This window comes from Methylocystis sp. Sn-Cys, assembly GCF_016745395.1.
GTDB classification, from domain to species: Bacteria; Pseudomonadota; Alphaproteobacteria; order Rhizobiales; family Beijerinckiaceae; genus Methylocystis; species Methylocystis iwaonis.
The window spans coordinates 678,720-693,020 of record NZ_JAERVJ010000001.1; the positions used below are offsets into that span (position 1 = coordinate 678,720).

Sequence of the window (14,301 nt, forward strand, 5' to 3'; positions counted from 1 at the left end):
TGCCGGCCGACTTTCTAGTAGGACTTGGCCGCACAAACACTCGCTCTCGCGCCTGCACGCCTAACGAAGCCGCGGCGAAACGCCCGAATAGCCCCGTCAACGCAGAAATGGGAAACGCAAATCGCCGATTCAAGGAGAGGTGAAACGGGGGCCGGGCTCGGGCCCGGCGCGCCCTTTGGCGACAGACGGCGCGCGCTTTAAGCGCTGGCGCCGCTTTTTTCGCTACGCTCTGCGTAGATGTACAGCGGTCTCGCTTTGCCTTCAACGACTTCCGGACCGATCACGACCTGCTCGACGCCCTCCAGACCCGGGAGGTCGAACATAGTGTCGAGCAGAATGCCTTCCATGATGGAGCGCAGGCCGCGGGCGCCGGTATGGCGCTCGATCGCCTTGCGGGCGACGGAGGAGAGCGCGTCGTCCTGGAAGGTGAGCTCGACATTCTCCATCTCGAAGAGGCGCTGATACTGCTTGACCAGAGCGTTCTTGGGCTCGGTGAGGATCTTCTTGAGCGCGTCCTCGTCGAGATCCTCGAGCGTCGCGATCACCGGCAGGCGGCCGACGAACTCGGGGATGAGGCCGAACTTCAGCAGATCCTCGGGCTGCACCTGGCGGAAGATGTCGCCGGTGCGGCGCTCATCGGGCGCCTGGACGCTGGCGCCGAAGCCGATCGACGTGCTCCGGCCGCGCGACGAAATGATCTTCTCCAGCCCGGCGAAGGCGCCGCCGCAGATGAAGAGGATGTTGGTCGTGTCGACCTGCAGGAACTCCTGCTGCGGATGCTTGCGCCCGCCCTGCGGCGGCACGGAGGCGACGGTGCCTTCCATGATCTTGAGCAGGGCCTGCTGGACGCCCTCGCCCGACACGTCGCGGGTGATCGAGGGGTTGTCGCTCTTGCGGGAGATCTTGTCGATTTCGTCGACATAGACGATGCCGCGCTGGGCGCGCTCGACATTATAGTCGGAGGCCTGCAGCAGCTTGAGGATGATGTTCTCGACGTCCTCGCCGACATAGCCCGCCTCGGTGAGGGTCGTGGCGTCGGCCATGGTGAAGGGCACGTCCAGAATGCGGGCGAGCGTCTGCGCCAGCATCGTCTTGCCGACGCCGGTGGGGCCGATCAGCAGGATGTTGGACTTGGCGAGCTCGACGTCGCCATGCTTCGTGGCGTGGTTCAAGCGCTTGTAATGATTATGGACCGCGACCGACAGCACGCGCTTGGCTTGCGCCTGGCCGATCACATAATCATCGAGGACCTTGCAGATTTCGCGGGGCGTCGGAATGCCGTCGCGCTGCTTCACCAGCGAGGATTTGTTCTCCTCGCGGATGATGTCCATGCAAAGCTCGACGCACTCGTCGCAGATGAAGACAGTAGGGCCGGCGATGAGTTTGCGGACTTCATGCTGGCTCTTGCCGCAAAACGAGCAGTAAAGCGTATTCTTCGAATCGCCGCCGCCGACCTTGCTCATGATGTTCTCCCGATGAACCGATCCATGGCGCGAATCGATCCAAAACACAAATTAGGTACCGGCTCCGGCCTAACAAAAGGTGGAGAGCGCTTGTCGCGCGTCTCTCCCACTCTCGAGGTAGGCCCTCGGCGCAATACGCACGCCCTCCGAGCCGCGCGGGCCGCTCGCTCCTCCGCGCGGCCCTATTTTATTTGAGGCGCGCCCGGAATTGCAACCTTGCCGCAACTCTGTTGGTTAGCAAGATTCGCGCCCCCGCTGCGCCTACGGTCGCACGGCCGGGGCGACCCCGGCCGCAGCCTGTTAAATCCCCTTTTAGGTCAGTATCTTGGGCACGCGGTTGAGCCGCAGCCGGTAGGCGTCCGGCATGCCGCTGCCGAGCAGGGGCCGCAGATACAGACGGAAAGCGTCGGTCACGTCCGTGCCGCAGGGGCTGATGAACTCATCGGGCATCACTTTTGTTTTTGCGGCGATTTGTTCAAGTGGCGTGAGCTGATAGTCGACCGAATAAAAGCCGGTGCGATGGATTGTCACTGACCCGTCACGATCGCCCCAAATGGCGTATTGGACAGCCTTTTCGCCCACTTCGCGGGCTTCGCGCTGGTCGACGTCCGAGACGCAGCCCACGAAGCTCCTTTGGACATAGCCGAAAGTGTCCGCCCGAACGCGCTTATAGCCGAGCCGCTTCTTGACCAGCTCGGTCAGCTCGTCGGCGAGGCCGCCGCCGCCCAGATGCACATTGCCATGGGCGTCGCGCTCCACCTGCTCGGCGAGCTTCTCGGCGATCGGCACATGGTTCTCGTCGCTCACGCCCTCGGAGATGGCGACGACGCAGCGGCCATATTTGTCCATGGTCGCCTTTACGTCGGCCAAGAACTTCTCGATGACGAAGGCGCGCTCGGGAATGTAGATGAGATGCGGGCCGTCATCGGGGAATTTCTTGCCGAGCGCCGAGGCGGCGGTCAGAAAGCCCGCATGGCGGCCCATGACGACCGCGATATAGACGCCCGGCAGCGCCCAATTGTCGAGATTGGCGCCGGCAAAGGCCTGGGCCACCCAGCGCGCCGCCGAGGGGAAGCCCGGCGTATGGTCGTTGACCATCAGATCATTGTCGATGGTCTTGGGGATATGCATGGCGCGCAGCGGATAGCCTGATTTCTTCGCCTCCTCCGAGACGATGCGGACCGTATCCGAGGAGTCGTTGCCGCCGATGTAGAAGAAGCAGCCGACGCCATGGGCGCGCAGCACCTTGAAGATTTCCTGGCAATACTTCAGGTCCGGCTTGTCGCGGGTGGAGCCGAGCGCCGAAGAAGGCGTATTCGCCACCATCTCGAGATTATGGGTCGTCTCCTGGGTGAGATCGACGAAATCCTCGTTGACGATGCCGCGCACGCCGTGGAAGGCGCCATAGACGCGTTCGACCTCGCGAAATTTGCGCGCTTCCAGCACTGCTCCGACGAGCGACTGGTTGATGACGGCGGTCGGTCCGCCGCCCTGTGCGACGACCACTTTGGAAAAATCGATGGACGACACGCGAGGCTCCTGTCCCAATGCTGCGTTGTTCGCGCCTCCCCGTGAGGGACGGCGACGGCCGGCGATCCGCGAAGCCGGGCGGCGGGAAAGGAGCCCGGCGCGGATTTGAACGCGGAACCCTCCCAAAGAGAGGGGCGTCCGCCGCGCGGCGCCAGTCTTATTACCAAAGACGCGTCATTTCTATATAAGCGGCGCCGGGCCGAACCGCCTGCGCCCAGGGCGGCCGGAAGCTTTTGTAGCCCCAGGTCTTTCGTCCGGTGGGATTAATGGATCGCAAAAAGGAACTTCTGAAGCATGTGTCAAAAGAGGCGCGCGGGATCGAGATCGGCCCCTATTTCTCGCCGCTGGCGCCCAAGCGCGAGGGCTACAACTGCCTATCCCTCGACGTCTTCGACACGGAAGCGGTCAAGCATCGGGCGCGGCTAGACGCGAGCCTGCCCGAGGGGGCGGTCGATCTGATCGAACCCGTCGACCTCGTCGGAAGCGCGACCGACATCGACACGCTTTGCCGCGCCGCCGGCGTCGCCGGTGCGCTGGACTATATTCTCTCGTCTCACAATTTCGAGCATTTCCCCAACCCGATCGCTTTTCTTCAGGCCTGCGGGCGGGTTCTGAAGCCGGGCGGCGCGCTCTCCATGGCGCTCCCGGACAAGCGCGCCTGTTTCGACTTCTACCGCCCGTTGACAGGTCTGGGCGCGATGATCGAGGCCTTTCACGATGGCCGGAGCCGGCCGACCTACCGCCAGATTTTTGAGCAAAACGCCCAAATGGCGCGCTTCGTCGATGGAGAAAGGTCGCTCGTCTGCTTCCTGCTCGACGAAAAGCTCGAGAAGATCGTTCCCGAGCGCCGGCTCCGCGAGGCCTTCGACGCCTGGGAGGGCATGCGGACGGCCAATGATCCGAATTATCATGACGTGCATTGCTGGACCTTCACGCCGGCGAGCTTCCGTCTCCTGCTTTCCGATCTGTTTTTCCTCGGATTATCGCCATTCGTCGTCGAAGCGGCGACCGACACAGGCCAGTCCGATTTCGTCGCGCATCTGCGGCTTGTCGGCTATACGACCTTCTCGCCGGCCGAGACCGAGGAATACTACGCCGCGCGTGAAGCGCAGTTGCGCGCCATCGTGCGAGAGGATTGGAGCGTCGCAAAAAGCGACTGCCAGCTCGACATTCTGGAGCGCTTTCATAGCAGCCTGACGGGCAGGAACCCTCTTGTCGTTGGCGCGCGCGCGCTGGCGCTGCTGGCGCGCCGGCGGGACCTCTTTCTCGTCAGGCAATATCTCGCGATCAGCCGTTCGATCTTTTTCGATCCGCTGCATTACATCGAGAGCTATGGCGCGGCCCGCGACCCCGCGCTGGATTATCTCCTCGGGGGCGCCGCGCAAGGGCGCGACCCGGGACCCTTTTTTTCGAGCCGCAAATATCTCGCCCGAAATCCCGACGTCGCCGCGGACGGCGTCAATCCCTTGGCGCATTTTGAAATCTTCGGGCGCAAGGAAGGCCGCCGGCCGGCGCTGCGCTGAGCGCTTTTATGCGCGCCCGAGCGGAAATACGAGAGATCCGCTCGATTGGGTCGGCGCCATTCCCGACGCTCGCGCAGTTTGGACACACAGGAAATCACCGTCGTCATTGCGAGGAGGCGGAGCCGACGAAGCAATCCAGGGCCGCATCGCCGCCCTGGATTGCTTCGCTTCGCTCGCAATGACGGGCGCTGGGCAAAACTAGCGCTCTTGTGGCTCTGGATTCGAATGGCAATCGGAGCTGTTCAAACGGAAACGGTATAAAAGGCCCCTCGCGCAGGCGCGGAGGGGCAAGTTTTCCCAGAGGTAAAGCTAATAGATCAGGAATTCACGTTGCGGCTGGTGCGGGCGATATAGATGCCGCCGCCGATAACGATCAGAAGCATCGCCGCGGGGATAATGAAACCGTCCATTTTCTGCCTCCATAGGTGAGCGGACGCTCGAAGAGGTAGCGGTTTCCGTGAAAGCTTTTGCGACGACTGGGCGACGCTGAGATGAAGGTCGCGGCCTAATTGGACCGCGCGCCTTCAGGCGCGCTTAGACCGAGAAGGCGGGCGTTGACGCCCCTAATGCTTCGAGACGCCTGCTACGCAGGCTCCTCAGCATGAGGGGCTTCTGCATCCGCCCAAACGCTTAGGCCTCATCCTGAGGAGGGCGCGAGGCGCCCGTCTCGAAGGACGAGGCCGCCTCGGAAGTTTGCCGACAGACAAGCGCGCCTGCGGGCCCGAAGGCCCGCGGTCCAGCAGGCCGCCCTTAAACCAACTGCCCGTGGCAGTGCTTGTATTTCTTGCCGGAGCCGCAGGGGCATTGCTCGTTGCGGCCGACCTTGCCCCAGCTCGTGGGATCGGAAGGGTCGCGCGCCGCCGCCGGCTCCGCCGCCTGTGATGAGAAATCCATGGCGGCGAGGCGGGCGTTCAAATCCTCCAGCGCCGTCTGCTCGACGCTGACGCCGGCCGAGAGCGCCACCGGATTGGGGTGCGACATTTCCATCGGCGGCAGCTCCGGCGGCGCGGAAGGCGGCGCCTCGAAGCTCACCTCGACGCGCATGAGCTGCGCGGTGACGGTCTCGTCCCAGCGGCTCATCAGGCTGCGGAAGAGATCGAGCGCCTCCGACTTATATTCATTGAGCGGATCGCGCTGCGCCATGCCGCGCCAGCCGATGACCTGACGCAAATGGTCGAGCGCGATCAGATGCTCGCGCCACAGCGTATCGAGCGACTGCAGCACGACCTGCTTCTCGATCATGCGCATCAGCGGCGGCGTGCTGCGTTCGACGCGCTCCTCATAGGCTTTGTCGGCGGCCTCTAGCAGGCGCTCCTTGAGCTCCTCGTCGGCGATGCCTTCTTCCTTCGCCCAATCCGCGACCGGCGCGTCGATATTGAGCTTGGCGTGAACGTCCTCGGCAAGGCCCGCGACATCCCAGGCCTCGGCATAGGCGTCCGACGGAATATGCGTCGAGACCAGCGTGTCGACGACTTCGGCGCGCATGTCGGAGACCTGCTCCTCGACGCTCTCCTCCCCCATGATCTCGCGCCGGCGCTCGAAGATGACCTTGCGCTGGTCGTTCATGACGTTGTCGAACTTGAGGATATTCTTGCGGATGTCGAAGTTGCGGGCTTCGACCTTATGCTGCGCCTTCTCGATCGCCTTGTTGATCCAGGGATGGACGATCGCCTCGCCCTCCTGCAGGCCGAGCTTCACGAGCATGGAGTCCATGCGCTCGGAGCCGAAGATGCGCATCAGGTCATCCTGCAGCGACAGGAAGAACTTGGAGCGGCCGGGATCGCCCTGGCGGCCCGAGCGGCCGCGGAGCTGATTGTCGATGCGGCGGCTCTCGTGGCGCTCCGTGCCGATGATGTAGAGGCCGCCGGCGGCGAGCGCCTGCTCCTTGAAGCGGGCGACCTCCTCGCGGATTTCGGCTTCCTTGGCCGCGCGCGCATCGCCCTCCAGCTCGGCGCATTCATGCTCGACGCGCATATCGACGTTGCCGCCGAGCTGAATGTCGGTGCCGCGGCCGGCCATATTGGTGGCGATGGTGATCGCGCCCGGCACGCCCGCTTCCGCGACGATATAGGCTTCCTGCTCGTGGAAGCGCGCGTTGAGGACGGCGAGCATTTTCGAGGGCTGGCCGGCGCGCGCCGACTCATAGAGCTTCGACAATCCCTTCGGATCGGCGAAGTCGATCATCTTGTAGCCCTGCTGGATCAGGAAGTCCGCGAGCTGCTCGGATTTTTCGATCGAGGTCGTGCCGACGAGCAGCGGCTGCATCCGCGCATTCGCGTCCTTGACCTCTTCGAGGATGGCGTTGAGCTTCTCTTTCGCCGTGCGATAGACCTCGTCGTCGTCGTCGCGGCGCTGGACCGGACGGTTCGTCGGAATTTCGACGACGTCGAGCTTGTAGATCTCGGCGAATTCGTTCGCTTCCGTCGACGCCGTGCCGGTCATGCCGCCGAGCTTCTCGTAGAGACGGAAATAGTTCTGGAAGGTGATCGACGCGAGCGTGACGTTCTCAGGCTGAACCTGCACGCGCTCCTTGGCTTCCAGAGCCTGATGCAGACCTTCCGAATAGCGGCGGCCCGGCATCATGCGGCCGGTGAATTCGTCGATGATGACCACCTCGCCCTTGCGGACGATATAGTCTTTATCCTTCTGGAACAGCTTATGGGCGCGCAGCGCCTGATTGATGTGATGGACGAGCGTGACGTTATGCGCTTCGTAGAGCGCGCCTTCGGTCAGCGCGCCGACTTCCGCCAGCAGCTCTTCCATATGCTCATTGCCGGCGTCGGTGAGATGCACCGTGCGCTGCTTCTCATCGAGCTCATAGTCCTCCGCCGCGAGCTTCGGCATGAGGCGGTCGATGGTGTTGTAGAGGTCGGACTTGTCGTCGACGGCGCCGGAGATGATGAGCGGCGTGCGCGCTTCGTCGATGAGAATGGAGTCCACCTCGTCGACGATCGCGAAATGATGTCCGCGCTGCACCATCTGCGCGAACTCATATTTCATATTGTCGCGCAGATAGTCGAAGCCGAATTCGTTATTGGTGCCATAGGTGATGTCGCAGGCGTAGGCGGCCGCGCGCTCGTCGTCGGGGAGGTCGTGGATCACGCAGCCCACGCTCATGCCGAGGAAGCGATAGATGCGGCCCATCCACTCGCTGTCGCGCTTGGCGAGATAGTCGTTTACCGTGACGACATGCACGCCCTTGCCGGCGAGCGCGTTGAGATAGACGGCGAGCGTCGCGACGAGGGTCTTGCCTTCGCCGGTGCGCATCTCCGAGATGGCGCCTTCGTGCAGCACCATGCCGCCGATGAGCTGCACGTCGAAATGGCGCTGGCCGAGCGTGCGCTTGGCCGCCTCGCGGACGGTGGCGAAGGCGGGAACGAGCAGGCTGTCGAGCGCGGCGCCGGCGGCGATCTGCTCGCGGAAGGCGACTGTCCGGGCGCGCAGCTCCTCGTCCGAAAGGGCGGCGAGCTGGGGCTCCAGCGCATTGATCGCATTGACTTTCGGCGTGTAGGTCTTGAGACGGCGGTCGTTGGCCGTGCCGAAAATCTTCTTGGCGAGGGCGCCGAGCATTCCCACGAACCTTTCTGTGGCGCGCCGTCGCTCTACGCTTGCGCCGTTTGTCGGCGGGCGGGGCGCAGCACGCAAATGTCTTGGAAAAGCAACCGCTTGCGACAGCGACCGGCACACCGGACGTCAGGGTCGACGCGGCATTTCCGCCGGAGAGATAAGAGGGTGGGGGACCCTTGTCAATGTAAGGGGTAGCGGCGCATTTTGCGGCGGTCGAGCAAATCGCGGCCGGCTTCGTTAGCCACGAATACCTCCCCTTTACGGGGAGGTCGGCGGCCAAAGGCCGCCGGGTGGGGTTCGCGCCGCTACAACCGTCGTTGGGGCTTTACCCCACCCGACCCCGCTTACGCGGGGCCACCCTCCCCGTAAAGGGGAGGGATAAGCTCACGCCCAGCGTTGCCCAATTCCCCGTGGGAGTATTCTCACCTTCAATAAGCATGCCCCCCGGGCTCGAAAATATGTGACGGCACCTTCCCGCGCAGCACGCGATAGACCCACGCCGTATAAGCCAGAACGATCGGCAGGAAGATCACGACCGCGATGAGCATCACATACAATGTCAGATGGCTCGACGAGGCGTCCCAGGCGGTGAGGCTCGCGTTCGGCTCGCTGGACGAGGGCATGATGAAAGGAAACATGGCGAGGCCCGGCGTCGCCACGATGCCGACGACGGAAGCGGCGCTCATGACGAAGGCGGCGACCTCTCGGCGCAAGGCAAACATCACCGCGGCCAGCAAGGCGCCGACGAGACCCAGGAGCGGCGCCGCCGGCGACCACGGCAAACGCTCATAGTTGCGCATCCAGGCGCCCGCGGCGACCTCGACGGTCTTGCGGAGCGGATTGGAGGGCGCATTGGCGGCGACCTGGCTCGTGATCGCATAGCCGTCCAGCATCCAATAGGCGTAAACGCCGCCGAGCGCGAACAGCGCAAGAGTCGCGATGCTCGCGATCATGCCGGCGCGCCGCGCCCGGCCGGCGATCGGCTCGATCGTCTTTGCCTGAACATAGGCCGCGCCGTGCATGACCAGCATGGCGACGCTCACAAGCCCGCACAGCAGCGCGAAGGGATTGAGGAGCTGGAAGAAGCCCCCCGTGTAGACCGCGCGCAGCTCCGCATCGAAGCGAAACGGCACGCCCTGCAGAAGATTGCCGAAGGCGACGCCGAAGATGAGCGCCGGCGCAAGGCCGCCGAAGAACAGCGCCCAATCCCACACCGAGCGCCACAGCGCATTGTCGACCTTGCCGCGGAATTTGAACGCCACGGGCCGCAGGATCAGCGCCAGCAAGGTGACGAACATCGCGACATAGAAGCCGGAGAAAGAGGCCGCGTAGACCGGCGGCCAGGCGGCGAAGGACGCGCCGCCGCCGAGAATGAACCAGACCTGGTTTCCCTCCCACACCGGGCCGATGGAGTTGATGAGAATGCGCCGCTCCATGTCGCTGCGCCCGAGAAACGGCAGCAGGATCGCGGTTCCAAGATCGAAGCCGTCGAACACGGCGAAGCCGATCAGCAATAGGCCGAGCAGCGCCCACCAGATGACGCGCAGCGTGTCGTAGTCGATCGGGACATGCATCTCAGCCCCCAGGGGTCGAAGGCGTTAGCCATGCGCAACGTCGTCCAGCGCGACGCCGCCGGGCGGCGCCTGCCGGGTCGCGAGGTCGGGGATCTCCCAGGTCTCGGCCGGGCCGAGCCGCACATATTTCGCCATCAGGAAAAGATCGACGACGAGCAGCGCGGAGTAGAAGATAAAAAAGCCGACGAGGCTCAACCATACGTTGGCCGCCGGGATCGGCGAGGCCGCGAGAAAGGTCGGCAGCACGCCTTCGATGATCCAGGGCTGGCGCCCATATTCGGCGACGATCCAGCCGAGCTCCGCCGCGATCCATGGCAAGGGCAGGGACCAGAAGGCGAGGCGCAGCAGCCAGCGCCGCCGCTCGAAGGCGCGCCGCGACGAGACGTAGAACATCACCGCGAAGAGGGCGATGAAATAGAAGCCCAGCGCCACCATCACGCGGAAGGACCAGAAGATGACGGGCACATTGGGGATCGTGTCCCAGGCCGCCCGCTCGATCTGCTCCGGCGTCGCCTTTGCGGGTTCGTCCGTATAGCGGCGCAGCAGCAAGGCGTAGCCGAGATCGCCCTGCCGCTCCTCGATCGTCTTGCGCATATCCGACGACGGCTCGGCGCTGGTGAGGCTGCGCATCGCGCCATAGGCCTCGACGCCGCGGCCGATGCGCGTCTTGGCCGCGTCCACCAGCTCGTAAATTCCGGGGATGACGGTAGTCAGCGATCGCGTCGCGATCAGCCCGAGCATCCACGGCGCCTGGATGGCGTAGCGCGTCTCGCGCCGCTCTGGATCGGGAATGCCGAAAATCGTGAAAGCGGCGGGCGGCGGCTCGGCGCGCCACAGGCCCTCCATCGCCGCGAGCTTTACCTTTTGATTTTCGGTCGTGACGTAACCGCTCTCGTCGCCGAGCACGACGACCGACAGGGCGGAGGCTAGCCCGAAAGAGGCGGCGACAGTCATCGAGCGTCGCGCGAAAGCGCGATGGCGCCCTTTCAGCAAATACCACGCGCCGATGGCGAGAACGAAAATCGCGCCCGTGACATAGCCGGCGGCCACCGTATGCACGAATTTCGATTGCGCGACCGGATTGAACAGCACCGCCATGAAGTCGGTGACTTCCATTCGGATGGTGTCGGGATTGAAACGGCTGCCGACCGGATTTTGCATCCAGGCGTTGGCGACGAGAATCCACAGCGCCGAGAAATTGGAGCCCAGCGCCACGCACCAGGTGACGGCGAGATGGCCCGGCTTGCTAAGACGGTCCCAGCCGAAGAAAAACAGGCCGATGAAGGTTGCTTCGAGAAAGAAGGCCATCAGCCCTTCGATGGCGAGCGGCGCGCCGAAAACATCGCCGACATATTGGGAGTAATAGGACCAGTTCGTGCCGAACTGGAATTCCATCGTAATGCCCGTCGCGACGCCCATGGCGAAATTGATGCCGAATAAAATGCCCCAGAAGATCGTCATGTCGCGCCAGACGCGCAGGCCGGTCATGACATAGACGCTCTCCATGATGGCGAGGAGCACCGAGAGCCCGAGCGTCAAGGGAACGAAGAGAAAATGATAAAGCGCGGTGAGGGCGAATTGCAGTCGTGAAAGCTCGGCGACGTCCATCACGGCGCCCCGAAAAGCCACGCCGCCGCGCGCGGCACATGGGGCGCGGAGGCGAAAAACGCCAGATAGAGAAAGGCGAGCGCCAATCCCTTCGCAATCAGAACCGCGCCGATCTCTCTGGCAAAGCTTTGGTCTCGCGCCGGCATGAAAACGCACTCCCAAAGCGAACAAACGTCCGGGCGGGAAGGTTGTTCCTAAAGAGGCGAAGAGGCGGCTGTCGCTTTCAGATTACCGACAAAAGGCGTCGGTCAGGCTAGTCACGAGATGCGCCAAAATTCCGCCGCGCCGTCCGGCAGCGACGCCAAAACCCGTTCGAAATCGGCTGCGTCGACATGTTTGCGCAAGGCGGCCGCGACATCGCCGATACAGGACGGAGGGGCAAAATTGTGATCGCGACGTAACGCCTGGGCCTCCTGGGCCATCGACGCAAGATCGCCAAAGGGCGCCCGAATCTCGTCGGTGTCCCAGTCGGAGACGAAGATCGCCCTCAGGATTGGCGGCAGTGCGCCCGCGAACCGGATCGCATCGGCGAGTGAGAGACGACGGCGAAACACTTGGAGCACGCCCTGGACCATCGTGTAGGTCTGATTACGGGTCGCAAGACCAGAGATGTCGCGGGCATCGGCGAGGAAGCTCTCGAATTGTTCCGAGGCATGTTGGACATCCATGGGTATCGGCATCAAGCGCATCCTCTTGTTCGGTTCGCTGAACTGGCGCCCCTCGTCATGGCCGGGCTTGTCCCGGCCATCCACGCCGAGCAATAAGCAGCTAATGCTGGGCTTGCGTTGGCGAGAGGAACAAGCCTCGCCCTCCATGAACTTTATCCATAGCGATAATGCGTCTTGTTGGGCTGTGCCCCTGGGCGTGGGTGGCCGGGACAAGCCCGGCCATGACGGCTCCCGACCCTCTTAGCATTCTGAGGAGGGCGCGGCGCTGTCAACGCCGAAGCTACGGCGCCTCGTTGATCGCCCGAAATGGCTTCGGCATCCGCCCGCTCTTCAACAGCCGCGAAAAAATCTGCAACCCGCCCGGCTCGTTGCCGTTGGGATGCACCAGCACGATGGAGCCCGGCTTCGGCGGCGGGCCGAGCGCGAGCCAGCTATCCGCCCCCAGCGCCACGAGATGGCGCTCCTTCAGTCTCTCCAGCAGGGCGCCGTCGGACACGAGGCCGGGAAAGCGGAAGAAGACCGACGGCGTCTCGCCATGGGCGATGAGGATTTTCTCCGTTTCGAAAATCTCGCGGTCGAGGTCCACGCCGGGCCGCAGCAGATAGTTCTGCGCATCCCTCAGCCCCGGAATATAGGGGTGCGAATAGGAGTGATCGGCCCAGCTAATGTCGAGCGCCCCCGAGCGCGCCTTCTCCTGCAGCCAGGCGAAATCTTCCCCATGTTGCGCGATCCAGGCGCCGGAGACCGAGAGGGTCAGCGGCGTTTCCGGCCCCTGCGCGGCGACTTCCTCGATAAAGCCGCGGTCGAGCGGCTTGTGGCTCGGGCAGAGATCGCCGGTGATGAAAGCCCCCGCGCCCTTGCCATGGATGAGCCCGGCATTGACCAAAGCCGGCGGCCGGTCGGGGTCTTGCGGCGGACGCACGGCCTGCAGGAAGCGGGTTTCCGCCTGTTCGGCGTCGCGCGTCTCCTCGCAGCGCCAGCAGGCGGCGCGCTCCAGCGTTGTTTTCAGCGACTGCGGATCGACCGTCAGCAGCAGCTTCTCGCCGTCGACGCGAAAGCGGCGCGTGGCGAGGCGCGTTTCGCCGTCCTTCACGCAACTCTCGAAGATCGACTCATAGCCCTGCACGCGCGCGCCGGTCGCGCCGGCCAGGGGGGCGATCGCCGCCGGGCCGCAATCACCTTCCGCCCATGCCGTTGCGGCGGCGGAGAGGCTTGCGCAAAATAGAAGGGCGGAGAGAGCGGTTTTCATCAGCGCGGTGTCAGAATGCCTGAGTTCGATAAGCTGAGCCTCGTCGTCGAGGCGGCGGAGTCGGCCGAAGTCGCCGCCAATCTCGGCGCCGAGATCGCGGCGCGTTTCGGCCCGCGCGAGGAGGCGCCGCTTTCCCTCGTCCTCCGCGATGCGGGAGGCGCGCTTCAGGGCGGGCTCAACGGCGTCATCCATTGGCGCTGGCTTTATATAAGACATCTCTGGGTGGCGCCCGCATGGCGCAGCCAGGGATTTGCAAAAAGGCTTATTGCCGCCGCCGAGCGCGAGGCGCGCGCCCGCGGCGCGATCGGCGCCTATATCGACACCTTCGATCCGGCGGTCGCGGGGTTCTACGAGCGGCTGGGCTATCTTCGTTGCGGGGAGATCGCGGATTTCCCGCCGGGCGCGCAGCGGATTTACTTGAGCAAGGGGCTCGCGGGCGAGAAAAAATCCTCTTTGGAAATTTCGTAGATCACGTGAAGCGCGGGAACGCCGCTGGGCAGGGTGATCGCTTCCGTCCGCTCGCTCAACCGTCCGCCGATTTTCTCCATGGCGCGGCGCGACCGGGCGTTGCTCTCGCCGACCCTGAAATACACAGCGTCGACGAAACGGAAGGCGTGACGCAGCATGAGGGCCTTCACCTCGGCGTTATAGGCGCCGCCCCAAAAAGCGCGGGCGAGAAAAGACCAGCCGATCTCCGCTCTTCTCGCTCCCGGCTCCGGGACGTTGTAGCGCGAGGATCCGATGATCCGTCCCGTCGCCTTGTCGATCACGACCAGGGCGCCGCCGGAGGCGATGGACTCATCGAACAGCTTGCGGAAAACGGGCTCCTGATAGCGGTCCGAGGCCGGATGCTGCGCCCAAAGCTGCTGGTCGGACGCCACGGCGTAGAGCGCGCCGAAATCGGCGCGATCGAGCGGCCGCAGACACACGCGCGCGCCTTCGAGGCAGGGCTGCTTGTCGAATTCTTGGGCTTGCTGCTCCACGCGTCCGCTGCTTTTGTCGTGTTGAAGCCCGAGGTCTAGCCGCCGGCTCCCTGGCAAGCAAGAGGGCGGGCGATCGGGGAAACTTTCTCGTCCTTCACACGCCGCCCACCTTCCCCCGCGTCATGGCCGGGCTCGT

The 14,301-nt window shown here is 64.0% G+C and carries 11 protein-coding genes; 2 read left to right on the forward strand and 9 right to left on the reverse strand.

The window, feature by feature from the left end:
- Nucleotides 1–197: 197 nt before the first annotated feature.
- Together clpX and JJT62_RS03095 are read right to left on the reverse strand one after the other, a co-directional pair.
- On the reverse strand, nt 198–1,463 hold the full coding sequence (gene clpX / locus JJT62_RS03090) for an ATP-dependent Clp protease ATP-binding subunit ClpX (protein ID WP_165052215.1): 1,266 nt from the start codon (nt 1,461–1,463) through the stop codon (nt 198–200).
- 312 nt (nt 1,464–1,775) lie between these two features.
- Entirely contained in the window at nt 1,776–2,993 is a 1,218-nt protein-coding gene (locus tag JJT62_RS03095; RefSeq protein WP_202071199.1) for a 6-phosphofructokinase, read from the reverse strand.
- Nucleotides 2,994–3,259: 266 nt separating this feature from the next.
- Between JJT62_RS03095 and JJT62_RS03100 the strand changes: the two genes are divergently transcribed.
- Nucleotides 3,260–4,516, forward strand: coding sequence for a methyltransferase domain-containing protein (locus tag JJT62_RS03100; RefSeq protein ID WP_202071200.1), 1,257 nt, complete (start codon nt 3,260–3,262; stop codon nt 4,514–4,516).
- 750 nt (nt 4,517–5,266) lie between these two features.
- Here the strand turns inward: JJT62_RS03100 and secA are convergent.
- The 6 genes from secA to JJT62_RS03130 form a co-directional block, all read right to left on the reverse strand.
- Nucleotides 5,267–8,086: a preprotein translocase subunit SecA gene (gene secA / locus JJT62_RS03105; protein WP_202071201.1), complete on the reverse strand. Its 2,820-nt coding sequence runs from the start codon at nt 8,084–8,086 to the stop codon at nt 5,267–5,269.
- A 425-nt stretch (nt 8,087–8,511) separates the two neighbouring features.
- A complete protein-coding gene (cydB, locus tag JJT62_RS03110) occupies nt 8,512–9,657 on the reverse strand; it encodes a cytochrome d ubiquinol oxidase subunit II (RefSeq protein WP_202071202.1) in 1,146 nt (381 codons plus the stop codon).
- 24 nt (nt 9,658–9,681) lie between these two features.
- Entirely contained in the window at nt 9,682–11,265 is a 1,584-nt protein-coding gene (locus JJT62_RS03115; protein WP_202071203.1) for a cytochrome ubiquinol oxidase subunit I, read from the reverse strand.
- A complete protein-coding gene (locus JJT62_RS03120; protein ID WP_202071204.1) occupies nt 11,265–11,411 on the reverse strand; it encodes a hypothetical protein in 147 nt (48 codons plus the stop codon). The genes JJT62_RS03115 and JJT62_RS03120 overlap by 1 nt, the downstream gene beginning before the upstream one ends.
- Before the next feature lie 111 nt (nt 11,412–11,522).
- Nucleotides 11,523–11,954, reverse strand: a complete 432-nt coding sequence (locus JJT62_RS03125) for a DUF2267 domain-containing protein (protein ID WP_202071524.1) — start codon at nt 11,952–11,954, stop codon at nt 11,523–11,525.
- 259 nt (nt 11,955–12,213) lie between these two features.
- On the reverse strand, nt 12,214–13,182 hold the full coding sequence (locus tag JJT62_RS03130; protein WP_202071205.1) for a polysaccharide deacetylase: 969 nt from the start codon (nt 13,180–13,182) through the stop codon (nt 12,214–12,216).
- A 15-nt stretch (nt 13,183–13,197) separates the two neighbouring features.
- Here JJT62_RS03130 and JJT62_RS03135 point away from each other — a divergent pair, with 15 nt between their 5' ends.
- On the forward strand, nt 13,198–13,650 hold the full coding sequence (locus tag JJT62_RS03135; protein ID WP_202071206.1) for a GNAT family N-acetyltransferase: 453 nt from the start codon (nt 13,198–13,200) through the stop codon (nt 13,648–13,650).
- Here the strand turns inward: JJT62_RS03135 and JJT62_RS03140 are convergent.
- A complete protein-coding gene (locus tag JJT62_RS03140) occupies nt 13,596–14,165 on the reverse strand; it encodes a GNAT family N-acetyltransferase (RefSeq protein ID WP_202071207.1) in 570 nt (189 codons plus the stop codon). The two genes, JJT62_RS03135 and JJT62_RS03140, sit on opposite strands and share 55 nt — an antisense overlap.
- Between the last annotated feature and the right edge of the window lie 136 nt (nt 14,166–14,301).

Coding starts and splice junctions, on each gene's coding strand:
- clpX (WP_165052215.1), bottom strand. CDS start 1,463: ATGAGCAAGGTCGGCGGCGGCGATTCGAAGAATACGCTTTACTGCTCG.
- JJT62_RS03120 (WP_202071204.1), bottom strand. CDS start 11,411: ATGCCGGCGCGAGACCAAAGCTTTGCCAGAGAGATCGGCGCGGTTCTG.
- JJT62_RS03135 (WP_202071206.1), top strand. CDS start 13,198: ATGCCTGAGTTCGATAAGCTGAGCCTCGTCGTCGAGGCGGCGGAGTCG.
- JJT62_RS03130 (WP_202071205.1), bottom strand. CDS start 13,182: ATGAAAACCGCTCTCTCCGCCCTTCTATTTTGCGCAAGCCTCTCCGCC.
- JJT62_RS03125 (WP_202071524.1), bottom strand. CDS start 11,954: ATGCGCTTGATGCCGATACCCATGGATGTCCAACATGCCTCGGAACAA.
- secA (WP_202071201.1), bottom strand. CDS start 8,086: ATGCTCGGCGCCCTCGCCAAGAAGATTTTCGGCACGGCCAACGACCGC.
- cydB (WP_202071202.1), bottom strand. CDS start 9,657: ATGCATGTCCCGATCGACTACGACACGCTGCGCGTCATCTGGTGGGCG.
- JJT62_RS03115 (WP_202071203.1), bottom strand. CDS start 11,265: ATGGACGTCGCCGAGCTTTCACGACTGCAATTCGCCCTCACCGCGCTT.
- JJT62_RS03100 (WP_202071200.1), top strand. CDS start 3,260: ATGGATCGCAAAAAGGAACTTCTGAAGCATGTGTCAAAAGAGGCGCGC.